Source organism: Klebsiella sp. 10-1, assembly GCF_009758445.1.
In the GTDB taxonomy this organism is placed as follows: Bacteria; Pseudomonadota; Gammaproteobacteria; order Enterobacterales; family Enterobacteriaceae; genus Klebsiella; species Klebsiella scottii.
In genome coordinates this window covers 1-23515 of the sequence record NZ_WQRE01000015.1, presented here as the reverse complement: position 1 = coordinate 23515, position 23515 = coordinate 1, and the positions used below count along the sequence as shown (strand labels likewise).

General features: G+C 52.6%; 24 protein-coding genes and 2 pseudogenes. 6 read left to right on the top strand and 20 right to left on the bottom strand.

Features of this window, described 5'->3' with window-relative positions:
• Nucleotides 1–74: 74 nt before the first annotated feature.
• From accC to GO007_RS27580, 3 genes are all read right to left on the bottom strand, one after another.
• On the bottom strand, nucleotides 75–1421 hold the full coding sequence (gene accC, locus GO007_RS27590; RefSeq protein WP_095105481.1) for an acetyl-CoA carboxylase biotin carboxylase subunit: 1347 nt from the start codon (nucleotides 1419–1421) through the stop codon (nucleotides 75–77).
• Nucleotides 1422–1429: 8 nt separating this feature from the next.
• Entirely contained in the window at nucleotides 1430–1885 is a 456-nt protein-coding gene (accB, locus tag GO007_RS27585; RefSeq protein ID WP_095105480.1) for an acetyl-CoA carboxylase biotin carboxyl carrier protein, read from the bottom strand.
• Between the two features lie 299 nt (nucleotides 1886–2184).
• Nucleotides 2185–2403, bottom strand: coding sequence for a DUF7661 family protein (locus GO007_RS27580; protein ID WP_095105479.1), 219 nt, complete (start codon nucleotides 2401–2403; stop codon nucleotides 2185–2187).
• Nucleotides 2404–2672: 269 nt separating this feature from the next.
• On the opposite strand from GO007_RS27580, the gene GO007_RS27575 reads away from it, so the two are divergent.
• A complete protein-coding gene (locus GO007_RS27575) occupies nucleotides 2673–3140 on the top strand; it encodes a DUF2846 domain-containing protein (protein WP_095105478.1) in 468 nt (155 codons plus the stop codon).
• Nucleotides 3141–3572: 432 nt separating this feature from the next.
• Here GO007_RS27575 and GO007_RS27570 read toward each other — a convergent pair whose 3' ends face one another.
• The 3 genes from GO007_RS27570 to GO007_RS27560 form a co-directional block, all read right to left on the bottom strand.
• Nucleotides 3573–3911 carry a helix-turn-helix domain-containing protein gene (locus GO007_RS27570; RefSeq protein WP_095105476.1) on the bottom strand — a complete coding sequence of 113 codons (339 nt, stop codon included), beginning with the start codon at nucleotides 3909–3911 and terminating at the stop codon, nucleotides 3573–3575.
• Between the two features lie 57 nt (nucleotides 3912–3968).
• On the bottom strand, nucleotides 3969–4220 hold the full coding sequence (locus GO007_RS27565) for a YdgH/BhsA/McbA family protein (protein WP_095105473.1): 252 nt from the start codon (nucleotides 4218–4220) through the stop codon (nucleotides 3969–3971).
• A gap of 132 nt (nucleotides 4221–4352) precedes the next feature.
• Nucleotides 4353–5138 (bottom strand): SDR family oxidoreductase, encoded by a 786-nt coding sequence (locus GO007_RS27560; RefSeq protein ID WP_095105471.1) that lies wholly within the window; start codon nucleotides 5136–5138, stop codon nucleotides 4353–4355.
• Nucleotides 5139–5287: 149 nt separating this feature from the next.
• Here GO007_RS27560 and GO007_RS27555 point away from each other — a divergent pair, with 149 nt between their 5' ends.
• Nucleotides 5288–6181, top strand: a complete 894-nt coding sequence (locus GO007_RS27555; protein WP_095105469.1) for a LysR family transcriptional regulator — start codon at nucleotides 5288–5290, stop codon at nucleotides 6179–6181.
• Nucleotides 6182–6215: 34 nt separating this feature from the next.
• Here the strand turns inward: GO007_RS27555 and GO007_RS27550 are convergent, their stop codons facing one another.
• Both GO007_RS27550 and GO007_RS27545 read right to left on the bottom strand, forming a co-directional pair.
• Complete coding sequence (locus GO007_RS27550; protein ID WP_095105467.1) at nucleotides 6216–7205, bottom strand: aldo/keto reductase; 990 nt, start codon at nucleotides 7203–7205, stop codon at nucleotides 6216–6218.
• Nucleotides 7206–7231: 26 nt separating this feature from the next.
• Nucleotides 7232–8083: an aldo/keto reductase gene (locus GO007_RS27545; RefSeq protein WP_095105465.1), complete on the bottom strand. Its 852-nt coding sequence runs from the start codon at nucleotides 8081–8083 to the stop codon at nucleotides 7232–7234.
• A 236-nt stretch (nucleotides 8084–8319) separates the two neighbouring features.
• On the opposite strand from GO007_RS27545, the gene GO007_RS27540 reads away from it, so the two are divergent.
• A complete protein-coding gene (locus tag GO007_RS27540; RefSeq protein WP_095105461.1) occupies nucleotides 8320–9285 on the top strand; it encodes an alpha/beta hydrolase in 966 nt (321 codons plus the stop codon).
• 208 nt (nucleotides 9286–9493) lie between these two features.
• On the opposite strand, the gene GO007_RS27535 is transcribed toward GO007_RS27540, so the two are convergent.
• Both GO007_RS27535 and GO007_RS27530 read right to left on the bottom strand, forming a co-directional pair.
• The gene (locus GO007_RS27535; protein WP_143350208.1) at nucleotides 9494–11227 is read right to left on the bottom strand and encodes an ABC transporter ATP-binding protein; all 1734 of its coding nucleotides are present in this window, start codon (nucleotides 11225–11227) and stop codon (nucleotides 9494–9496) included.
• A gap of 309 nt (nucleotides 11228–11536) precedes the next feature.
• Nucleotides 11537–12424, bottom strand: a complete 888-nt coding sequence (locus GO007_RS27530; RefSeq protein WP_095105458.1) for a DMT family transporter — start codon at nucleotides 12422–12424, stop codon at nucleotides 11537–11539.
• 120 nt (nucleotides 12425–12544) lie between these two features.
• On the opposite strand from GO007_RS27530, the gene gcvA reads away from it, so the two are divergent.
• Nucleotides 12545–13450 (top strand): transcriptional regulator GcvA, encoded by a 906-nt coding sequence (gene gcvA, locus GO007_RS27525; protein WP_095105457.1) that lies wholly within the window; start codon nucleotides 12545–12547, stop codon nucleotides 13448–13450.
• 149 nt (nucleotides 13451–13599) lie between these two features.
• Here the strand turns inward: gcvA and GO007_RS27520 are convergent, their stop codons facing one another.
• The 8 genes and pseudogenes from GO007_RS27520 to GO007_RS27490 all read right to left on the bottom strand — a co-directional run bounded on the left by GO007_RS27520 (nucleotide 13600) and on the right by GO007_RS27490 (nucleotide 19561).
• Nucleotides 13600–14001 carry a GFA family protein gene (locus GO007_RS27520; RefSeq protein WP_095105455.1) on the bottom strand — a complete coding sequence of 134 codons (402 nt, stop codon included), beginning with the start codon at nucleotides 13999–14001 and terminating at the stop codon, nucleotides 13600–13602.
• 185 nt (nucleotides 14002–14186) lie between these two features.
• A pseudogene (locus GO007_RS29680) lies at nucleotides 14187–14302 on the bottom strand (alpha/beta hydrolase); the annotation flags it as partial.
• Between the two features lie 38 nt (nucleotides 14303–14340).
• Nucleotides 14341–14925: a flavodoxin gene (locus GO007_RS27515; RefSeq protein ID WP_095105454.1), complete on the bottom strand. Its 585-nt coding sequence runs from the start codon at nucleotides 14923–14925 to the stop codon at nucleotides 14341–14343.
• 10 nt (nucleotides 14926–14935) lie between these two features.
• Nucleotides 14936–15697 (bottom strand): carboxymuconolactone decarboxylase family protein, encoded by a 762-nt coding sequence (locus GO007_RS27510; RefSeq protein WP_095105453.1) that lies wholly within the window; start codon nucleotides 15695–15697, stop codon nucleotides 14936–14938.
• Nucleotides 15675–16154, bottom strand: coding sequence for a (R)-mandelonitrile lyase (locus GO007_RS27505; RefSeq protein ID WP_095105451.1), 480 nt, complete (start codon nucleotides 16152–16154; stop codon nucleotides 15675–15677). Before GO007_RS27505 ends, GO007_RS27510 begins: the two co-directional genes overlap by 23 nt.
• 63 nt (nucleotides 16155–16217) lie before the next feature.
• Nucleotides 16218–17684 (bottom strand): heavy metal sensor histidine kinase, encoded by a 1467-nt coding sequence (locus GO007_RS27500; protein WP_095105450.1) that lies wholly within the window; start codon nucleotides 17682–17684, stop codon nucleotides 16218–16220.
• A gap of 15 nt (nucleotides 17685–17699) precedes the next feature.
• Nucleotides 17700–18380: a heavy metal response regulator transcription factor gene (locus GO007_RS27495; protein ID WP_095105447.1), complete on the bottom strand. Its 681-nt coding sequence runs from the start codon at nucleotides 18378–18380 to the stop codon at nucleotides 17700–17702.
• 14 nt (nucleotides 18381–18394) lie between these two features.
• Nucleotides 18395–19561 carry an aldo/keto reductase gene (locus tag GO007_RS27490; RefSeq protein WP_189339931.1) on the bottom strand — a complete coding sequence of 389 codons (1167 nt, stop codon included), beginning with the start codon at nucleotides 19559–19561 and terminating at the stop codon, nucleotides 18395–18397.
• 252 nt (nucleotides 19562–19813) lie between these two features.
• Here GO007_RS27490 and GO007_RS27485 point away from each other — a divergent pair, with 252 nt between their 5' ends.
• Entirely contained in the window at nucleotides 19814–20863 is a 1050-nt protein-coding gene (locus GO007_RS27485) for an alpha/beta hydrolase (protein WP_095105440.1), read from the top strand.
• Nucleotides 20864–21029: 166 nt separating this feature from the next.
• Here the strand turns inward: GO007_RS27485 and GO007_RS27480 are convergent, their stop codons facing one another.
• Together GO007_RS27480 and GO007_RS27475 are read right to left on the bottom strand one after the other, a co-directional pair.
• Nucleotides 21030–22232, bottom strand: coding sequence for a multidrug effflux MFS transporter (locus tag GO007_RS27480; RefSeq protein WP_095105438.1), 1203 nt, complete (start codon nucleotides 22230–22232; stop codon nucleotides 21030–21032).
• Nucleotides 22233–22346: 114 nt separating this feature from the next.
• A complete protein-coding gene (locus GO007_RS27475) occupies nucleotides 22347–22682 on the bottom strand; it encodes a DUF1294 domain-containing protein (protein ID WP_095105435.1) in 336 nt (111 codons plus the stop codon).
• 64 nt (nucleotides 22683–22746) lie between these two features.
• Here GO007_RS27475 and GO007_RS27470 point away from each other — a divergent pair.
• A pseudogene (locus tag GO007_RS27470) lies at nucleotides 22747–23205 on the top strand (Hcp family type VI secretion system effector); the annotation flags it as partial.
• Nucleotides 23206–23515 lie beyond the last annotated feature (310 nt).

Here is a 23515-nt window from a genome sequence, read left to right as displayed (position 1 = left end):
AACTTACCTCCGGTTTTCCAGTAGTGATAGCGATAGATGAAGAAAGCCGCCCGGAGGCGGCTTTGCGGCGAAGTTCAGCGACTGAGCTCCAGTTTCTTTTCCAGATAATGGATGTTGCTGCCGCCGGCGCGAAAATGGTCATCCGCCATGATCCGCCGCTGTAGTTCAACGTTGGTTTTGATGCCGTCGATCGCCAGTTCGCTCAGGGCATGTTCCATCCGCGCAATGGCGTCATTCCGGCTATCGCCGATGACGATCAGTTTGCCAATCATCGAGTCGTAGTACGTCGGGACGCAGTAGCCTGCGTAGATATGAGATTCCCAGCGTACGCCGAAGCCACCTGGCGCATGAAAACGGGTAATTTTGCCGGGGCTAGGCATGAAGGTGTGCGGGTCTTCAGCGTTAATACGGCATTCAATCGCATGACCGCGTACGCTCACCTGCTGCTGGCTGATGGAGAGCGGCAATCCGGCGGCAATCCTCAACTGCTCTTTAATCAGGTCAATGCCGGTGATCATTTCCGTCACCGGATGCTCCACCTGAATGCGGGTATTCATTTCGATAAAATAAAACTCACCCTGCTCATAGAGAAATTCAAAGGTACCGGCGCCGCGATAGCCAATGTCCAGACAGGCTTTGGCACAGCGCTCGCCGATAGCCTGGCGGATCTCCTCGGTGATCCCCGGCGCAGGGGCCTCCTCCACCACCTTCTGGTGACGACGCTGCATTGAGCAATCGCGCTCGGCAAGATAAATCGCCTGCCCTTGTCCATCGGCCAGAATCTGGATTTCAATATGGCGCGGGTTCTCCAGATACTTTTCCATGTAGACCATACCATTGTTGAACGCCGCTTTTGCCTCGGCGCGCGTCATGTCGATGGCCTGCGCCAGCTCTTTCTCTTCACGGACAACCCGCATCCCGCGCCCACCACCGCCGCCGGAGGCTTTGACGATGATCGGGTAACCGATCCCTGCTGCCAGCCGGCGATTCTTCTCCTGGTTATCGTCCAGCGGGCCGTCGGATCCCGGCACGCACGGCACCCCGGCTTGCTTCATCGCCTGAATAGCAGAGACCTTGTCTCCCATCAGACGGATGGTTTCCGCTTTCGGGCCGATAAACACGAACCCTGAGCGCTCCACCTGTTCGGCAAAATCTGCATTTTCTGCCAGAAAACCATAACCGGGATGAATGGCCGCCGCACCCGTCACTTCAGCAGCCGAAATTACCGCCGGAATATTGAGATAGCTTTTGGCGGATGACGGCGGACCAATACAGACGCTTTCATCGGCCAGCAGCACGTGTTTTAACTCACGGTCGGCGGTAGAGTGGACGGCAACCGAGCGAATGTTAAGCTCCCGACAGGCGCGCAGAATACGCAGCGCGATTTCGCCGCGATTGGCAATCACGATTTTGTCCAGCATGAGATCCCCTATTCAATCACTATCAGCGGCTGGTCGAACTCAACCGGTTGACCATCAGTAGCCAGAATCGTTTTAACGATCCCGCTGTTCTCTGCCGAGATCTGATTCATCATCTTCATCGCTTCGACGATGCACAGGGTATCGCCAATGTTAACCTGCTGACCCACAGCCACGAATGGCGCCGAACCGGGTCCCGGTGAGAGATAAAAGGTTCCCACCATCGGGGACACCGTGATGTGTTCCGTCGCTGGGCCAGGCGCGATAACCTGCGCCTCCGTGGCCTGAATCGGAATATCCGGCTGCGGCTGAACGACGGCCACGGATACGGCGGACGGCCCAACCGCCGTGGGGCTGGAGATGGCGCGGCTGATACGCACGGAGCTTGCCCCTTCGGCAATTTCCAGTTCGCCAATATCGGAGGCTTCAACCAGGGCGATCAATTTTTCAATGCTGGCAATATCCATAAGTTTCGGGTTCCGCAGAAATAGGAAATGATGTACCCGATTGCGCAATCAGCGGTGATGCAGTTATAGCAGAGCTGGTGGGCGATATTTCATAGGAACTTCAGGTGGTGGGATAAGAAAATATGAGGGTCAAAACTGGCAACGGACGAACCTCTTACTATATGGGTTATCGTCTGAAGTAGGGGATCGCCTGGAAAACGGAAAATATCATACGGTAAAGCTGTTTTTAAATAAAACGAAGCTGATAGACCGCTTTGAGCGAACAGCGAACGTCGGTTATTGGACTGACGCCGCCTTTATTATTCAATCCGCCTCACGTCGGGATGCTTTTCCGTTGCTGCCTCGTGAAAAATATCACCCAGCCAGCCCGGAATCTCGGTTTCTGTAAGATCGTCGGGGATAATGACTTCATGCAATCGGGAAAATTTTCGCTCCGTCAGGTCAGCTCGAAATATCAGCCAGCGCTCACCTTCACGCTTAACCCCTATATGTCGGCCAAATACATCGTAAATCAGCATCGTTACCTTCTTTTAGCCCCGCGTTGAACCCTTAGGTTCCTACCTTAGCTGAATCACTATTAAAAACGAAGACGTCAGTTTTATCGCCCTGCGCTGCGATAAACCGCGGTCACTCCTCATTGCGTCCCCGATCATTCCCCCGATATCTATCACTTTTCGGTCCGAATTTTCATCTTACTCTCACACTTTGTTACACCATGTTTCAGGGGTGACACATTCAAAAAATAGGATTACTCTTACCCCACTTTTTTTAACCCTCTGAGAATTCAATGAATAAACTAATCTTTGCCGCTGTCATTCTTTCTTCAGCCCTTCTTGGCGGCTGTGCCTCGGTCCCTTTAGCCAGCAATGCTGAAAATACGACGGCTAAATCATTCCCTGCTCCGGAAAATGGTAAGGCTGGTCTCTACGTGTACAGGGACAGCTTTGTCGGAAAAGCGTTAAAAAAAGACGTTTATCTTGATGGCCGCTGTCTCGGCGAAACCGCCGACAGAGTCTTTTTCTATCAGCAAATATCGGCCAGCCAGCCGCATACGCTGGGGACAGAATCTGAGTTCTCGCCAAATAACCTGACGCTCAATGTCACCCCAGGCAAGAACTACTTTGTCCGCCAGTACATTAAAATGGGCGTTTTCGTCGGCGGCGCCGGGCTGGAACAGGTTCCTGAAAGCGAAGGTATGCGCGTCGTTTCCAAACCGGAAGTTAAGTTAGCGGTACCGGGTAAGTGCGATAACTAATCGGCTACGATTGTATACTACTGGCATCCAGCCCCTGTCGGCGGCTGGATGTTGTTTTACCGCTCCGCGCCAGAAGATGGCATGGAGGGAAGCCCCGGCCAGCGCCTTAACTCCGCTCATAAAGAAGGCTAATGCCGGTGGGAAGTTTAGGGCCAGGAGCCATCATCGCTACCGTCAGGACGCGGCAATCCGCGCTGAGTTCGTCAACCAAGATCATCTACGCATATAACAGCGCGGGCATCTGTCTTTATCGCTGGTCAGTGAACGCACTGAATCCCCTTCCGGATATGCAAAAGGACGTAACAGGCTCAAATAGATATTTCCCAATAAACACTGGGTGACTTTATCTAAAACCAACGCATTGGTTATTATGCTTGCGTAACGGCTTAATTAACACAGAGTCAGGTAGAATATAGTGCATGAGATAATAAATTAATCAATTACTCCATTAAACTTTCGATACCTGAGCGGTGGTAACCTATAATTATTTGAAAATACTCTTGTAAAGGTCTGCTGAGAATCAAATCCATACTTAAAAGCGATTTCCATTATCGATTCGTCGGTTTCGACAAGATCTTTTGCCGCGAGGGACAGTCGCCGATCGCGAATATATTTACCAAGGCTAATGCGTTTAACCTGAAAGAATATCCGCTGAAGATGCCATTTAGAGTAGCCAGCCCTGGCGGCAACATCCTCGATCCTCAGCGGTTGATGTAAATTTGAATCAATCCATTGAGTTATCTCATCGATGATGTCTTCTGTTCTGAACATAAATTGACGCTCATTATGAAAGGTTTATGACACCATCCCTCTCAGGATACTCATGATTTATTTGTAAATTTCTGCTACGCCGTGCAGTCGATTATTTCCTGTTGTTGACAGAATCTTGAACGAGGTTGCCCCTTGCTCATCAGCCTTGCGAGAAAGCTCATTCGATAAATCATCAAGCGTATAGGCGTTGCTGGCCGAGACTACGCCAATTCTCTCCTTGCCATCGGCATGGTTAATTTCCTGTGCCGCAGATGCGGCATTCACTAAAAGGAAGCCCATGAACAATGTAGTAATAAGTAGCGTTTTCATGCTGTGTACCTCTGTCAAAAAATGTATATTCCAGAGCTTCCGCTAGGAGAAGTCCCCTCTGGCCGCCAAAATAAATATACAGATCTTAGCTGTCATAAGACTGACCGTGATATGACAAAATTGTCAGAGTAATTAAATTGATTTAGCGTGTTTTGAAAACAGATTTAGCTCGTTAATAACGCATTGTGGTTCTTCATTGAGAGGCATATTGTCCAGATCTAAAATGCCCTCATTTCTTTGGGGATTATCAGCCTGCAGGTCAGCAAACAGCGGCATGAGATCCTGCTGCTCTTCCCCTTGCTCAGCCACCAGCTCAAGGGTTTTATTTTTTGCCGCATCGCAGGTCAGGGCATTAACCAGCACCCGGGCGATTTGTTCTCTGGAGATCACGCCATCCTCCGGCGTTCCGGCATGGCGTCGATCGCCCTGGAGCATAACGATCCTCTGCTCATCATCGTTGTTGTAATCAAACCAGCCCGGTCTGACGATGGTGTAGGGATGACCGCTTGCTCTGACCAGACGCTCGGCGCGCCTCTTCCAGTCATGAACCTCGGTGCGTTGATTCCAGGTGCTGAGCCGCTCAGTGACGCCAATCGTTGTCATTAAGGCGATGCGGACAGGCCTCTCTATGAACATTCTCAGGATATTACGCACGCCGCCATAATCGATCGCTCTGGCACCGATACGCCCCTGCCCATCCGAACCGAGCGTAAAAATAACGGCATCAATATCTTTCGCCACATCAGCCAGCGTTTCAGGCAGCGAAACGTCCCCGTAAAAAACATCGGTTCCGCGAGGAAGCAATTTCACTTTGCGCCGGTTTCTGACAAGGGCCACGGGCTGATGGCCCATTTCAATTACGCTGTTCATGACGTGAAGCCCTATGCTTCCTGTCGCGCCGGCAACGAGTATTTTCATAGTAAACCTTTTGATAATTCAGATATATTTTTTAATACAAAGAGAATATCAATTATCATTATTGTCAGTAACAGGGCTAAAATGATTGTGTCTATGAACGCCCTTCATGAGTGCTTTTGGGGGGGAATGCCTCAATAAGGGAATCGCCAATGCTCAAAGAAAACTTCAACGAACTCCAAATCTTCCTTGTGGTGGCAAGAGAGCGAAGCTTTACCAAAGCTGCGGGTAAGCTCGGCGTTTCCCAGTCAGCGCTCAGCCACGCGATGAAAGCGTTGGAAGAACGATTAAACATCCGTCTTTTGACCCGAACCACCCGCAGCGTTGCCCCCACGGAAGCTGGTGAGAGAATTATTGCCTGCCTTGAACCCCGTATTGCCGATCTTGAGCAGGAGCTGGAGTCGCTTGTTCAACTGAACGGCACTGCCTCGGGTAATATCCGTTTATCTGCCGGGGAGCACGCCGCGCGAAGTCTCGTATGGCCGAAGCTAAAACCCTTTCTCAGGGAATATCCGGAAATCAATGTCGAACTGGTCGTTGATAATGGTTTTGTCGATATTGTTGAGGGGCGTTTTGACGCCGGGATCCGCCTGGGCGAAAGCGTGGATAAGGACATGATCGCCGTCAAGATAGGCGCGGATATGCGTATGGCGGTGGTCGGTGCTCCGGCATATTTCGCCGCTAACCCCGCGCCTGAAACGCCGCACCAGCTACAAAACCATCGCTGTATTAATATGCGTTTGCCCACCGCCGGCGGCCTTTATCACTGGGAGTTCGAGAAGGACGGGAAACCGCTACGCGTCAGAGTTGAAGGACAAGTGACGTTTAACCTGCTGGCGGAAAGAATAGATGCCGTTCTATCGGGTTTTGGCATCGCCTGCATTCCGGAAGATATGGTCCAGGGTTATATCCGGTCAGGGGAGCTCATCCAGATTCTGCAGGAGTGGTGCCCTTCTTTCCCCGGATACTATCTTTATTACCCTAGCCGCAAGCAGCACCCGCCCGCCTTTGCGTTAATGATCGATGCCCTTCGCTACGCGGAATAGCTGGTCCGCAGCTCGCGGCGAACCAGCCAGGGTCTTAGCGGCCTACGCGGGCCTGATGCTCAGGCGAGTAACGCTCGCCGACGATTTTTATCGTCTCAAGCGCCTGGGTGACCTGGCGTAAATCATCCTGAGAAAGGATAATCTCGGCGGCGCTCAGGTTTTCCTCCAGACGGTGCAGTTTGGTCGTACCGGGGATGGGGGCAATCCACGGTTTTTGTGCCAGCAGCCATGCCAGCGCAATTTGCGCAGACGTCACACCTTTTTCGCCTGCCAGTTCACCCAGTAAAGCGACCAGCTTTTCATTGGCTTCAATCGCATGCGCGGCAAAACGCGGTACCGTACTGCGATAATCGTCCTTACCAAACGAGGTCCCGGCCTTGATCGATCCGGTGAGGAATCCTTTACCTAGCGGACTGAACGGCACGAACCCGATGCCCAGTTCCTCCAGCAGCGGCAGGATCTCCCGTTCAGGCTCGCGCCACCACATGGAATATTCGCTTTGCAGGGCAGTGACCGGTTGTACGCTATGCGCACGTCGGATGGTCTGCGCCCCCGCTTCGGAGAGGCCGAAGTGTTTGACCTTTCCTTCTGCAATCAGATCTTTTACCGTTCCCGCAACATCTTCAATGGGAACATCCGGATCGACGCGATGCTGATACAGCAGATCGATAACCTCGGTTTTGAGGCGGCGTAATGATCCTTCAACGGCTTCGCGGATATGCTCCGGCCGGCTGTTTAAAATCTGCTGCCTGTTGTCATCCCCGAAGGTAAAGCCAAATTTGGTGGCGATGACCACGCGATCGCGAAACGGTTTTAAGGCTTCGCCGACAACCTCTTCATTTAGATACGGGCCATACACTTCGGCGGTATCGAAGAAGGTGACGCCGCGTTCAACCGCAGCACGAATGAGTTCGATAGCCTGACGGGTATCTGTCGCCGGGCCGTAGCCGTGGCTAAGCCCCATGCAACCGAGTCCGAGGGCCGATACTTCCAGTCCGGACTTACCCAGATAACGTTTTTGCATTTAATAAGTACCTCTGTTGTCGTGGCTTAAACGTCAAGTTTGCGGCCGGTCAGCCACTCAACCATTGCCGGATCGCGATGCGAGAAGAATGCGCTGGTTGCGGTATCAAGGGCGGCAATCTGCAGCATGTCTGCAGAACTGAGTTCAAAATCGAGAACGTTGATGTTCTCTTCCATGCGTTCTTTTCGCACCGATTTCGCCAGCGAAACGGTGCCTCGCTGGAAGATCCAGCGCAGAACAACCTGACCGACGCTCTTGCCGTACTTCTTACCGATCGCCGTTAACACGGGGTGCTGAAACAGACCATTTTTGCCTTCTGCAAACGGAGCCCAGGCTTCCGGCTGAATGCCACGACTCTGCATCCACGGCACAGCGTGCAATTGCTGGTTAAAGGGGTTAACTTCAATCTGGTTCACCGCAGGGACGACGCTGTTGAAAGCGATAAGATCGGCAAGTCTGTCAGGATGGAAGTTGCTGACGCCAATCGCGCGAATTTTGCCAGCCTGCTGCAGTTCTTCCATCGCGCGCCAGGCACCGTGGACGTCGCCGTAGGGCTGGTGAATCAGGTACAGGTCAACATAGTCCAGCTGCAGTCGGTTCAATGAACGTTCGAACTGCGCCTTCGCCCCTTCGTAGCTGGTATCCTGTAGCCATAGTTTGGTGGTCACAAAAAGTTCATTACGTGCGATACCCGTCTGCTGCAGCGCATTCCCGACCTGGCTTTCATTCTGGTAGGAGGCGGCGGTATCGATCAGACGATATCCCGTATCGATGGCATCGATAACGGCTCTCTCGCATTCGGCGGCATCAGACATCTGAAACACACCAAAGCCCAGCAGGGGCATTTCAATACCGTTGTTCAGTTTTACAGTTTGCATGACGTTATCCTTCAGCTGTTGTCCGGAAAAAGCATAACGCAAAGCGATTTATTCTATTAGATGGGGTAATTAGCTAGGGTTTATTAGATGTGTTCATCAATGCTGTTGGCGTCTGACGGGCTGTTTTGCATCAGAGGCGGACCTGACTAACATCACTGATGTATTAATCAATGGAGAGCAGGTCATATTTATAATATAAATTGACAGCTACGCTTAGTTTTACAGGAACATAATCGGTGAATATTACAGCCTCCATTGCCCTTTTGAGCGCATGCCCGTTTGTGAGTCTGGCGTCGGTGCCGGTGACCTTTTCCGAAACTTTCCTTGAGGCTCCCGGGCCAAAAGGTCCTTTGAAAGGCACGTTACTCACCCCAAATTCAACACCAACCGCAGTTGTTCTTATCGTTCCTGGCTCCGGGCCTACCGATCGGGATGGAAACAACCCGCCTGGAGTGAGTGCATCATCATATCGACTTCTTGCTGAAGGCCTGGCTGCAAAAGGCTTTGCAACGCTTCGTATCGACAAACGTGGAATGTTCGCTAGCGCAATGGCCGTAGAGGATGCCAATGCGGTGACGATTGCTGACTATGTTGACGACGTTCGATCCTGGGTAAAAGTGCTTAGACGTGAAATGCAAACTCCCTGTATTTGGGTTCTGGGACACAGCGAAGGAGGTGTTGTCGCACTTGCCTCGGCTCAGGAACAGGATGTGTGCGGAGTGGTTCTTATCGCAACGCCCGGGAGGCCGATGGGGGAGGTGTTGAGGGGACAACTTAAAGCTAATCCGGCAAACGCGCTGTTATTAAAGGAGGCATTGCCGATAATTGATGCTCTGGAGCATCGGCGGCGGGTCGATACAACGAATATACATCCAGCACTGCAAAATCTCTTTAATCCTGCGGTTCAGGGATTTTTGATCAATGTGTTTTCATATAATCCGAGTCAGCTCATTTCGACCATTACCAAACCCGTGCTAGTGCTACAAGGGCAACGCGATCTCCAGGTGGGAGAAACGGATGCAAGACAGCTTAAAGCCGCAAATCCTCAAGCGTCCCTGGTTATACTGCCCAATATGAACCACGTTATGAAAGAGGTGACTTCGGACGATCTCAAGGCAAATATCACTTCATACGCGGAACCGGCACTCCCCTTAGCTCCCGGTTTAATCGACTCGATTGGGAATTTCCTGATCCATAACTGACTTTTTTTCCGAAAAATAACCGTTGCCCTGGGATAAGAGTCCCGGCAAAAAAGCGATTCATTTTCAAAGTGTCCAATACTCTTTTAAAGCCTACGTTCGCTTATAGCAGACCTGGGGCCGCCATACGCCTGGGTGCAATAATATTAACTTTGGCGGAGCGACATCTAAGGAGTAACGCGCAAAATACCCGCGTACTATTCTCGTAGTATTAAACCGCCTGAGCCATCACCGATTTAAACTGCGCACGCCACATGTCGTAAAATTTCCCCCGGCGGCCCATCAGCGTAGCGAAGTCTCCATTTTCGATGACCTTTCCCGCAGACATCACGATAATCCTGTCGAACTCTTTGATGTTACCGAGCCTGTGCGTTACGGCGAGAACGGTCGTGTTCAGAGCAAGGATGTCATTAAACAGCCGATGCTCGGTTTCGGGATCGAGTGACGAAGAGAACTCATCAAAAATAAACAAACTCGCCTTTCGGTATAGCGCTCGTGCAATCGCAAGCCGTTGCCACTGCCCCGTGGAGAGCTCATCGCCGCCGAACTGCTTGCCCAGACGGGTGTGCTGGTCATACGGGAACCCTACCTGTTTTAGCAATTCATCCACCGCGGGTGACGGGGCTTCAGCGTCGTAATTATTCAGGGCAATGTTTTCGCCCACCGTGAACTCGTATTTTCCGTAATCCTGAAACACGGTGGCGATCTGATTCCGATAGCTTTCAATATCCAGCCTGTCGAGCGGCACGCCTGACACCGACACCGCCCCTTCACTGAAGGCGTACATGCGCAGAATCATTTTTACCAGCGTTGTTTTTCCGCTGCCGTTATCGCCGAGAATAGCGACCTTTTCGCCGGGGGCGATTTCAAGGTTAACCCCATTCAGGGCGGGATGATTACGCCCCTCATACTGAAACCGGAGATTTTGAATGCTGAGCGCAAAAGGCGTTTCGGCGGGCAAGGTAAGATGGCCGTTTTTCACCGGTTCGATCTTATCCGTCATAAACGAATGATAGTGAGTGAAAAAACTGCTCATGCTGACGAGATTAGAACCATAGTTGGCTATCTCGTCGAGGTGCGATTTCATCATCACAATAGACTGGAACACCATCACCAGCGCGCCCACGGCAATATCGCTGGTGCGTAAGTTGCTTAAAAACAGCGTTACTCCGGCGAACAGCATCCCCAGGCTCAGCACCATCGCTGGCACGGGCGCGATGAGCGCGCGAATGCGCTGTTTGTGCATGCGTGAGTAGGTATTGCGGGCAGATACGCTAAATTTATTCAGCAGATATTTCCCAAGGCCGTAAAGCCGGATTTCCTGCAAAAAGCTCTTGTCCATACTAACGCCATATACGTAGCGCATCGCAATCGCATCTTTAGAGGTGAGGAATAAGTCCCGCACATATCTCTGCTGAATACGCATATTAATAACAATCATCGGTATGGCGGAGAGCGCGCAAATGGCCGCTCCTGCTCCTGAATAGTTGAGCAGAACCAACAGCAAACTGCCGGCCATGATGGTTGCCCGGATGACGTAAATGATACAGATGATGAAATTAAGCGGACGATAGGCTGCTTCTTTTTTCAAATATTCCAGCTGCTCGTAACGCGCCTTGTTATCAAACAGGCTCAGGGAAAAAGAGTCGTTCATGCGGCGCATGATCTTCGCGCTGAAGTGATTGGTCGAAATCTCCGTGACATCCCCCTGAACAAGATTGACCAGGGGCTGCATAAGCTGCATGCCAAGGAGTGAGACACACCAAACTGCGACGTTCAGCATCAGCTCGCCGTCGGTGGTTTGCGCTGCATGCAGCGTATTGATTATCTGGCCGGTCATAAAGACGTTGAGGGCCGGTATCAGCCCCTGAAGCAATACAACGGCGATAAGCGCGGTAATACGAAGTGGACATGAAGCAAAGACGTACCTGATAGCCAGTAGCACTGACGACCTCCCTTGTTGCAGCAGCCATGGATCCTGTGATTTGCGGATAATAATAGATGAGAATGGCACTCAATTGCATAAATGGGATTTGTTGGGCAGGGAAAGGGTTGCGCTCCGCTTCTCGTCCATAACAGAAGTCGTACGCTTAGGACCGGTCCGTTTTGTGCTGTGAGCGGACGTTTATTTTTATAATCAAGTAAAAAAGAATCACTGATAAATATAAGTTTCTGCGTTAATTAGCTTTTAATTAAACTCCTCTGGGCTTCCTGGTTATGAAAGCCCGCTGTTTTTATTCATTATACTTCACCACTAATTAGTTTTTTCCGGGCTCACAACCATCCAGACAGCAACACCTATAATTGCCGCCCCTATAATGAAGCCATTGTTAACGATTTCGCCCAGCACAATATATCCCCACAGCATGCCAAACGGAGGAATTAAGAATGTCACTGTTAATGAACGTAACGGCCCGACATCGGCAATCAGACGGAAATACAATATGTAAGCAAACGCAGTACAGATCACTCCCACTGCAATTACGCTTACCCATGCCTCTTGCTGTAGCCAGTCAACAGTGGGGCCAATGCTGGTGCTCCATAGAAAAAAAGGCATCAGAAAAATAGATGCCCCCATCTGGCTACCGAAGGCGACAATTTTAGGATCGAGTCCGCCTTTGTTGGAAATCCAGCTTCGTGTCAGAAAACTGGCGACCCCATAACAACCGGTAGCGATGAGACAGGCAATAACACCGGCAATTTGCTTGTCCGCAGACGATGCTTCACCAATTGTGGTGATCACAATGATGCCGACAAGTCCCAGGAGCATGCCAGCCCATTTTCGGAGTGTCAGTTTTTCCGCAAAACATGAAAATCCAACGAGTGCCCCCATCAAAGGCGTTGTTGCATTCAAAATGGCTGAATACCCGGCAGGTAGCCATTTGGCCGCAAGGCAATACATCAGAAAGGGCAACCCGGAGTTAATCACGCCAAGTATCACTGAGGACTTGAATTTACCTTTAAAATCAAAAGAGGATTTAAGCATAAACAAAATAACCGCGAGGCCTGCAAAGCCAAAAAACACCCGCAAAAAAGCGGTGTTAATGGCACCGAATTGCGGCACAGCTATACGCATAAAGAGAAAGCTCGCCCCCCAAATAGCGGCAAGCAGGAGTAACCGGAGATAGTCAGCAACACGCATAACAGTTCCTTTTTCTTTGAAGGGGAAGTAACAACGAAACTGTGAATCATGCCAGACATGTCGACAAACAAGATTTTTGTTTATACTTAAGATTTTCTAACTTATAAAGCACAATATCTGATGAAAATTCCACCTTTACATGCGCTTATGTGTTTTGAGTCTGCGGCCAGACTTATGAGTATGAAGGCCGCTGCTGAAGAATTATGCGTAACGTCCAGCGCTGTCAGCCAGCAGATTGCAAAACTGGAAAACGTGACGAACACTCGATTGTTCATACGCAGTCCTCGTCGTCTCGAACTGACAACTGAGGGGCGCATCTATCTGAGGGCGATACGGCCCGCTTTCAGCCAGATAGCAGAAGCAACACAACGCTTAACGAATGATGGAAAGGCAAACAAAGTAACGATTAGTTGCACAAGTGGTTTTGCCATTCAATGGCTGCTGCCACGGCTGCCTGCATTTGAAAAAGCCAACCCGGGTGTGGAAGTACAAATCAGTACAACCAACAGACAGGTTGATTTACTGTCTGAAGGGATTGATTTCGCTATCCGGCACGGCGCTGGTAGCTACCCTGGAATGGAGTCTGAGTGCCTGGTGAACGATAAACTTCTCCCGATCTGTAGCCCCCGATTAATTGCACCGGAACACGAACTCTCATCACCGATCGATATTGCAGAGTACACGCTGTTGCATGATGAACACCGGCTGGACTGGTCCGTCTGGTTTCGTGCACTGAGTATTGCCAATGTGAATACTGACACTGGTCCTGTTTTCGTCGATTCCAACGGCGTGATTGAGGCCGCAATCGCAGGTAAAGGTATTGCGCTTGTTCGCAGTGCTCTTGTTCAGGAAGAACTTGCAAGTGGCTTGCTGATTAACCCGCTGAAAATGCCGGTTGATTCGCCGATTGCGTACTACCTGGTGTACGAAGAGTCCGCTATATTGCAGAAGATAAGTCGCCGGTTCCGTGACTGGATTACAACAGCAGCCAATAAACACCCAGCGATACAAGGTGAGAGAAAATAAAGATGTTGATTCAGGTTCAATCTAATTCATAAGGTCACAAATTCCGTTCCTCGCTCATTGCACACAGCTAAGGGCCAAAACTAACACTAACCTTATAATTGAAGCGACATCGCGTTGCAGTCACTTTGAACATGGCACTGCTTCATTATTTAGACAGCGGTATCAGGCATGATTTTTCTCCACCATTCAGGTTTCATATCTTGAAATGAGTGAAATTGTGGCGAAAACAAGGCGCGCTCGTTGTGGTCAAAAATACCGCTAAGCAAAGCAATCACCGGAGCGTCATCGATAGCGCCGACTGAGGTGCCACACCGGGCGCAAAATGCCCTGGATGAAGCCGTGGATGAAGCCGTGGATGAGCGGAACAGGGAAGGCACTCCCCCTTCGCCAGTCCATTCAACATCATCCGAGTGGAATTCAAGCCATACTGCGGTCTGGCAGCCAGAATGCTTCTGGCATATATCGCAGGAGCAGGAATGAGAGGAAGAAGGGTTCACCGCAGTGAATCTGATAAACCCACATAAACACCCACCAGACAATTTCTTATCCATACCAGTCGATCCCTTATCAACGCTAACAAAGTGTTAAAGATAGCATCGACCCGTTGAACTCACAGCTCAAAGCAGACAGTCACGTTCAACATCCCTTCGCCACGATGAGGCCACATTAGCCTTTATAAAGCCGATGTTCTGAGCCCTCAATAATGGAGGCTCAATATTATCTCGTACTATGGCAGCTATTTTTCTTTCAATAAATTACCCACCAAATCAGCAACCTGCATCTTATTGAGGTCTGATAACGGGAAGTGGGTATTTCCTTTCCCCCTATATAAGGAAGGTGCGTCGTGCAGATGGTCAGCGTGTCCGCAACGTCATTCCCGCATCAATAAATCAGCCGCGTATCGCCTCTAGCCAACCGGCTACCGTCTCCGTGGTTCTGCGTTCCTGATCGCATTCAATGACCAGCGGTTTTTCCCGACGAGCGGCCGGAGCAAGGACAGCGAGGATATCCTCGCTGTCACCTTTGCCGTAGCCGCCGTGGGTAATGAAGGGGATAAGTAATTTACCCGCAAGGTTGTGGGTACTCAGAAAGGTTTGCACCACGGGAGGCACGCTGGTTCCCCAGATGGGGAAGCCTAAATAAACCGTCTTATAGCGCCCGATATCCGCGACGCTATTTTTTAATGCCGGCTTTGTTCCCCGGGCACGCTCGTTTTTTGCCTGTTCAACGGTCAGGAAATAGTCCTCCGGATAAGGCGCAGCCGGTTCGATTGCAAACAGATCGGCTTTCAGGCTGCGATGAATGACGCCGGCAATCACCCGCGTATTCCCGCTACGTGAAAAGTACGCCACCAGAATACGGCTGCTGCCCCGAACGTTGGCGGCTGCGGACGCCGCCGGCGCCAGCGTGACGCTAGCCAGCGTAAGCCCGGCCAGCGCCGTAATTAACGCTCTGCGGGTGGGATCGTGTTCCATACCGGTTCCTCTACCTGCTCGCCAGCGCCTGCTGCAGCGCGCGTTCGGCCCGCATGGCGGCATCGTTTTCACCATGCTCGCGCAGTACCTGCGCCAGCTGGCGCAGCTGTCCTGCCGTCAGGCCGACCCGCATGCTTGCCCGCGTATGCGATAACAGCTGCGCTTCAACCCCGGGCGTAGCCGCTAATGCGCCCACCGTTGCCAGCTCGCGGCTTTGCCAGTCGAGATTATCGCGGGCAAAAATGTCACCGAACAGGTGCGTTTGCAGGAACTGATTAATGACCGGCGCAAAATCAAAAAGCGGCCCCTGAACCGGAGCCCCGGAGATTTTGGTCTGATTTGCGGTGCCGGTGCGGAGAAGTTCCTCCCCGACGGGAACCGGTTTGCCCGGTTCTTTACCCTCAACGTCTGCGATGCCGCGCTGTTTGCGCGCTTCAACCACTTTCATCAGCTCATTAAGCGCATTCAGGCTGCGGGGGAAACCCGTATAGGCATAGAGCTGGACGAGAATCTCTTTGGCTTCGTTTATCGTGAGTCCGGCGTCCAGACCCTGATTAAGCGCCGCATTAAGCTTATCCATCTGACTGCTGGCCATTGATGCCGCAATCAAAGGGATAGCCTGCTGTCGGGCAGACAACGAGTCTGAAACGGTTTGTTCTTGATTCATTTCTGTGGCTCCTTTCGTCACCGGCGCGGCATTTGCCGTGAGGCTAAAACCCCAGGTCAGCAGTGCCGCTGCCGTTAATGCCTTAACGGGCGTGGTATTGTTCATCCGTCACTTTCTCCATCCAGTTCACGCTTTTGCCATCCACAATCCCGGTTATCGCCAGATGCGTCATGGCGCTGCCCGGCGCTGCGCCATGCCAGTGCCTGACGCCCGGCGGGCAAGAGACGACATCGCCAGGGCGAATGACCTGTACCGGCTGGCCTTCCTGCTGCGTAAGCCCTACGCCGTAGGTCACAATGAGCCTCTGACCCGCAGGGTGCGTATGCCAGGCGGATCGCGCTCCGGGCTCAAACGTGACATAAGCTGCGGAAACGTTGATGTCGCTATCCGGCCTGAAGAGCGGCTCAACCCGGACGCGGCCGCTAAAATTTTCCGCCGGCCCGGATACCGCGCTCTGGCTACCGGCGGCGGCAATATGGACGGCGGCATTTTGCTCCGCGGCCGAGGATGTAAAAGCAATGAGCGGCAGCAGTAGCCCGAGGTAGCGTAAACGTTGAGTCATACAAAGCGTCCTTATCGTTGGAAGGGGATGGCCTGCGATGATTCTAACGAGGGGGCGATGTCGTCAGGCTGACGAACGCCTGACAATTGCGTCAGCCTGGCTGGCCCGCCTTTTTGCCTCCCCCGCCCCGGCGAAGGCGCTGCCGGTTTTTTTATCCGGCTGCATTGCCAAAGTCAGTCCAAACGTGTTGATCCCCCCTTCGCTGCGCGCAAAGACGTCCCCCCGATGCATAATCGCCACGGCACGGACGATCGATAACCCCAGCCCATGATGCGTATCACTCCGCGCACGAGATGAGTCGACGCGATAAAAACGTTCAAAAAGCCGACGCAAATGCGCTGCCGCAATGGGATCGCCTGGGTTCGAAACCTCAACGCAGGCTTGATTATTCTTTGCGCTCAACCTGACGGTAACCGTACTTTTAGCGGGCGAATGCCTTGCGCTGTTTTCCAGCAAATTGGCCAGTGAACGGTGGAACAACCGCCGGTCAATATGCGCGGTGACATCGCCTTCAACGTCAAGGGAAAGCTGTTTCTCAGCAAAGGAGGGTTCGACATACTCCGCTGTTTTTAGCGTCTCCTCACGCAGGGAGACCGGCGCAAGCTGGGAGGCATGTTCGCCCGCGTGCGCATGGGACAGAAACAGCATGTCGTTAACGATCGACGTCATTCGCTCAAGCTCTTCGAGATTTGACCCCAGCAACTCTTCCAGCTCATCATGCGAACGTCGACGTGAGAGCCCCAGCTGCGTCTGGCCAATCAGATTGGTCAGCGGCGTACGGAGTTCATGGGCAACGTCGGCGTTAAAACTTTCAAGCTGTCGCCAGGCGACCTCCTGACGCTCCAGCACTCCGTTAAAGGATGAGGCTAGCTGCCGTAGCTCTCCGGGCAATGCGTTGGTATCCAGGCGCTGGCCGTGATCCCCCGGCGCGAGATGCTGCGCCTGTTTACCGAGCGCCCCCACCGGCCGCATACCAATCCTTGAGACCATATAGCCCAGCAAAGCGACGATAAATACCCCCAATGCGGCAATAACCAGCAGCGTATGGGTGAACGCATCGAGAGTGCCCATGTACGGCGTGGAGTCGATGGCAACCACGTAGCGTAGCGCAGGTCTTTCGCCGTTTGCGGGGATAGTTTTTACTAACAGGAACAGCGAGCATGCGCCTTCCGATGCGCCGGGCGCTTTATTAAAGCCCTCCCGCAACGCGGACCACTCAACCCCAACCGGCGGCGTTCCCCCCACGCTGAATCGTGGATTATTGCTCACTATCCAGTAGCGAACGCGCTCGCCTTCTGAATTGGCCAGCACGGTGAATTTATTGGCCAGCGTTGACCAGCCGTCGGCCGAGGTACGCGCGGCGATCCACGGGCTCATTAATGACTCACGGAATAACAGCTCGTTGTGCATCTGCTTTTGCAGCGAGTCGTGCAACGAGCTTCGCAGCAGAATGCCGATAACCGAGACGATCAGCAGTGCGGATAGCGCGAACATCAGCGCCAGATGGACTGAGATGGAGCGTCTGGTCATGCTTATCCTCTTCATTTATTCAGGCCTGACTTCGAGGACGTATCCCATACCGCGTACGGTATGAAGTAATTTAACGGCGAACGGGGCATCAACTTTGGCCCGCAGGCGTTTAATGGCGACCTCAACCACGTTGGCGTCGCTGTCAAAATTCATGTCCCATACCTGCTCAGCAATCATCATCTTCGACAGGATTTCTCCCTGATGACGGGCGAGAAGGCTCAGCAGAGAGAACTCTTTGGCGGTCAGCTCCAGCCGCGAACCGGCGCGAAACACCCGGCGAGCCAGCAGGTCGAGATGCAGATCGTGAATTTGCAGCTGGGTGATATCAACCCCATCCGTTGACCGGCGCCGCACCAGCGCCTGAATACGCGCCACCAGCTCAATGAGCGAGAACGGTTTGGGGAGGTAGTCATCAGCGCCGAGGCGAAGCCCTTTGACGCGCTCGTCAACCGATCCCCGCGCGGATAGCATCAGCACGGGGGTTTGTTTACTGGCCCGCACGCCCTCAAGCACCCGGTAGCCATCCATTCCCGGCAGCATCACGTCGAGGATTATCGCGTCGTAGTCGAATTCCAGCGCGTAGTGAAGCCCTTCAGCGCCATCGGCAGAAACATCCACCGTAAATCCGGACTCACCCAGCGCACGGCTGAGATAGGTTGACGTTTTTTCTTCATCTTCGACTAACAGCAGACGCATAACGAGACTTCCTCTTAACCTTTCAACGGCGCTTCAACATCGGAATAAACCTGCACGGCATCCGGCAGCCGTTGGCCCTGGATAGCGATCGCATCCAGCGAACGGCTGAGCTCGGCCATCTCGGCGGGCGTCAGCGAGACTCCTGCGGCAGCCGTGTTTTGCCGCATATGGTCTTGGTTTGTGGTGCCGGGGATCGGGACAATCCAGGGTTTGCGAGCCAGCAGCCATGCCAGCGCTATCTGACCTGGCGCGGCATTTTTTCTTATCGCCCAGGCTTTCAGTAACTCAACCAGCTGTAAGTTGTGCGCGAGGTTATCGGGCGAGAAGCGCGTTTCCGTCGCGCGGAAATCACCGGCGGCAAACCGGGTATTCTCATCAATCCAGCCGGTTAAAAACTGCACGCCTAACGGGCTCCACGGCACAAACCCAATTCCCAGCTCTTCGCATACCGGAAGCACGTGCTTTTCCGGTCCCCGCCAGAGCATCGAATATTCGCTTTGTACGGCGGTGACGGGTACGGCCGCATGGGCCCGCCTTAACGTATTGATGCCCATTTCCGACAGTCCCCAGTGCAGGACTTTTCCCTGATCCATTAAATCCTTAATCACGCCGGCGACATCTTCGATCGGAACCTGAGGATCGACCCGGTGCTGATACAGCAAGTCGATGCGATCGGTCCGCAGGCGTTTGAGCATATTTTCGACAACCGCTCTGATATGCTCCGGCCGGCTGTTGAGGCCCGGCAGGCGCTTGCCGGTCTGCTGATCGATGTTCCAGCCAAACTTCGTGGCGATAACGATTTTATCCCTGAAAGGAGCCACCCCTTCCCCGAGGATCTTCTCCACTTCAAAGGGACCGTAGGCTTCGGCTGCGTCAAAAAACGTCACGCCCTCATCAAATGCCCGGCGAATAATATTCACCATCTCGGGACGCCACGGGGTAGAGGTGTCGTATTTACGGCTCATGTTCTGAACGCCCAACCCCACGGCGGAGACTTCCAGCTCCCCGAGCCTGCGTCTGCCCGGCGTAGCGGAGCGCTGGCTGCCTTGTCCGGATGAATCCGACGAAGAGGATTTCCCTGCTGCCAGGGCGTGGGGAAGCAGTGACGCCGCGGCGATGCCGGCTCCGGCCGCTAAAAGCTTACGTCGCCCGGGCAGCGCCGGATTGTTTTGGCTTTTCATGGTTCGCTCCTTTTCTGCGCTAATTGAACATCAGCCTCGTGTAATCTGCGGTCATTGTGCTGCCTGATTGCCAACATAAAGCTGACGGTTGCCTGACAGCCCTGTCAGAAACTGGCGCCTGCCAAACCGCGGCTTCCTGACAAAAATGTTATTGGCCTGTCACGATGCTGACAGTCCTCGCTCCCTACTCTGAACCCGCAATTTTGATCTTGCGGACCTGCATGGACAGGCCGTTACTCGTTGGGAGATACCATGAAATTCACGCTGTTAAGCGCCATGCTGTTTACGGCAATGGCCGGAATCACCTCGGCCCATGCGGCTGATTACAAAAAGAATCCGTTTACTCTCGTCTATGACGGCGCTATCACCGAAAACGTCAAAGGCAAGGTCAACATCCACCCGGTGAAATACGATCTGCACGGCATCCAGATTGCCGCGAACGTCTATACGCCGGCCAACTACGATCCCGCGAAAAAGTACCCTGCGGTTGTGGTTGCCCACCCTAACGGCGGCGTAAAAGAGCAGGTTGCCGGGCTGTACGCTCAGCGTCTGGCAGAGCACGGCTACATTACGATTACCGCCGATGCCGCCTGGCAGGGAGGCAGCGGGGGGATGCCTCGCAGCGTGGATAAACCCGCTAACCGCATTGAGGATGTTCACGGGATGGCTGACTACATCAGCCAGTACCCGGGGGTGGATACTTCCCGCCTCGGTCTGCTTGGCATCTGCGGAGGCGGCGGGTATTCACTTGTTGCAGCAGAAACGGATAAGCGATTCAAATCGATTGCCACAATCAGCATGTTTAACTCAGGGCTTGTACGCCGCAATGGGTTACAGGATTCGCAGCGGGATACTATCCAGCAGCGGCTTCAGCAGGCTTCTGACGCGCGCGCTCAGGAAGCCGCCGGAGGCGAAATTCTTTACTCCGGCGATGTAAATCTGACCGATGAGCAGATCGCTAAATTACCTTTTGCCTTATATCGGCAGGGCTACGAGTACTATTGGAAAACCCACGCCCACCCGAACTCAACGTTTAAATACACCACCAGCAGCCTGCTGGACTTGATGAACTTTGACGTGACGGACCATATCAATCTCATCAATAAACCACTGCTAATGATTGCCGGTACAAAAGCGGATACGCTGTATATGACCGAAGATACATTCGCTAAAGCCACCGGCACGAAGGACAAAGAGCTCTTCCTGATCGACGGCGCGACCCATATCGAAACGTATTGGGTTCCCAAATACGTTGACCAGGCTGTGCGGAAGCTGGACGTCTTCTTCGATAAGAATATTTAATTCGCCGCCGTCACTATCCCGGCCGGCCTGACGGGCCGGCCGTTACTCATATTTATTCGCCTGACGACCCCCAGATTAGCGAAGTCACGGGGAAAGATAATTACGCCCATTAAATAGGCGCTATGAATGAAATTCATAAACCCGAACGGGAGACGTCAGGTGAAGGTTATTTTTTTATCTGAATGGTCAGCGCCATTAAGGCGCTGGCGGCCGTAAACGCCGCAATAATCCAGCCCATGGTCCACGGCGTGCCGTCGCTGAACAGCGCCAGCAGCAGCGAAGAGATGATGCCGCTACCGTACTGCAGCGCCCCCATCAGCGCCGATGCGGAACCGGCAACGCTCGGTACGGCGTCCAGCGCGCACGCCGTAGACGTTGCAGCAATGATGCCGTTCATGGAGAAGAAGACGAATACGGCTCCTGCGATCGCGCTAATCCCCCCGACTCCCAGCCCGCTTGCGACCGCCAGGACTATTGCGGCAAGGGTAGCGACGAATACGGCAATCTTAAGTAACGCTTCCAGCGGATAGCGGTGAACCAGGCGGCGGTTGACCAGGCTCACCGCCATCAGTCCGACAATGTTCACGGCAAATAGCCACCCGTAATGCTGCGGGTCAACGCCGAAGTACGTGATGTATACGAACGGGGAGCCGGTGATAAAGGCATAGGCGGCGACGTAGTAGAACGTCAGGCACAGCGTACAACGCATGTACTTGCCATTAGTCAGTAATGCGTAATAGTTACGAAAGGCGCTGGATACCGACGCCTGCGAACGTCTGTTTTCAGCTAATGTTTCCGGTAGCCAGAATAACGAAACCAGCATCAATGTTCCGATAACCGCCAGAAGCCAGAAAATGGCGTGCCACGACGTCACTTTAATCATTTGCCCGCCAATCAGGGGGCCGGCAATCGGCGCGATGGCCATGATGATCATCAGGGTCGAAAGCATCTGCGCTGCCCGGGTGCGGCTAAAGAGGTCGCGGATCATCGCCCGCGCCAGCATCGGGCCGGTGCAGGCGCCTAAAGCCTGAAAAACGCGCCAGAAGACGATTTGCACGATATCCGCTGATAACGCACAGCCCACAGAACCGATAACAAACAGCGCCATACCGATGAACAGCGGCAGACGCCGCCCGAAGCGATCGCTAATCGGCCCCCAAATCAGCTGAGCAATGCAAAAACCAATAAGAAAACCGGTGATGGTCAGCGCTGCATCGCCCTGTAAATCTTGCGCCATGACCGGCATTGCGGGGAGATAGATATCGGTTGATAGGGAGGTGACAGCCATTAATGCGCTGAGAATAAGTACAAATGCAAGAGTGGTTTTTTTAGCCGTCGCTGACTGCGTTCGTGCCTGTGGATTAAGCATGGTGATCCATCTGGAGATAATGAGATAGACGCATGTTAACCGGTTTGTGCCCGCAGATAATCGCGGGCAGGAGGATAGCCACTATGAGCGGTATTCATGAATACTTCGCGGGCCTCAGTAAAGCAAGTAGCGATATACCGCCGCCGTTACCACGACATTCAACATCACGCTGATAAAGAAATAGCGCCTGAAGGGCTGCTTTTGCGTCTTATGCCGAAAGAGCTGCTGGCCCATAATCGCCCCAGGCCATCCCCCCACCAGCCCAAAAACGAGCAACGTCAACTCGGGGACTCTGCGCCAGGCTTTGCGGGCCGCCATTTTATCGACGCCATAAATCGCCAGCGTCAGCGCGTTAACCAGTAAGAACCACATAGCCAAAGCATGGGGAAGAAATAAGCAGCCCAGAGCCGCTAAGCCGAGAAGAATGTAACAAAAGCGATTGAGGTTCATTAGCCAGAGGTAACATTTATAAGCTGAAACAGGAGGCCACTATACCTCTGGACGATGGCGATGTGCAGATCTCAAAGGATCTGTCGATGTTAAAGACCGTAAAGGAAGTACAGAGATCATCGGATTGAGTCACGGTATTAACTTACCTGTAGGCAGCGCCAAGGGTAAATCACTGGCACACGTCAGCATTCATCACTGATGATTGAAATGGAAGTTGATAGATCTACACTCTACCTTTGCAAAGCCGCTGCAGCTGGTCAGACGCTTAAAAGTGCTGAAATCAAGTTCTATCATATCAGCCATGCAGGGCAACAAGTGGCCTATTATTCCGTGTTGATGGAGAACGTAAAGATCACAGGCGTTAACTGTGGTGCGCCTAATTGCAAACTTTCAGCAAATGACCAAATGAACCACAATGAACCACCTTGAAAGCATCAGCTTGCAGTATGAGAAAATTAGCCGGGAGATCCACGACGGGAATATTCAGTTTACAGACGCCAGGAATCAGCGACCAACAGCATAATAAAAAGGTTAATCGCAACGATCGGCAACCTGTTTGCCCGCTTCAATTTTGCGCTGTTCAGGATAGTACCGTTCATGAGTACTTTTTTAAGCCATCGGAAATAGCTTTGAGAGGCTGTTAAACCCTGGTGATTCAACGAGCCGGAAAAGTGTGATCTCTGTTATCGGTAAAAGATCGCTATTTTGTAGTGGTCAACTAAAACTGGCCACCGCTTTAGAGTTTTTCCAGTATCGATTTTCCGATTCGTTTGGGGGTAACCCACCGTTATAGTCATGCGGCCTTAGCGAGCTGTAATACCCGACGATATAGT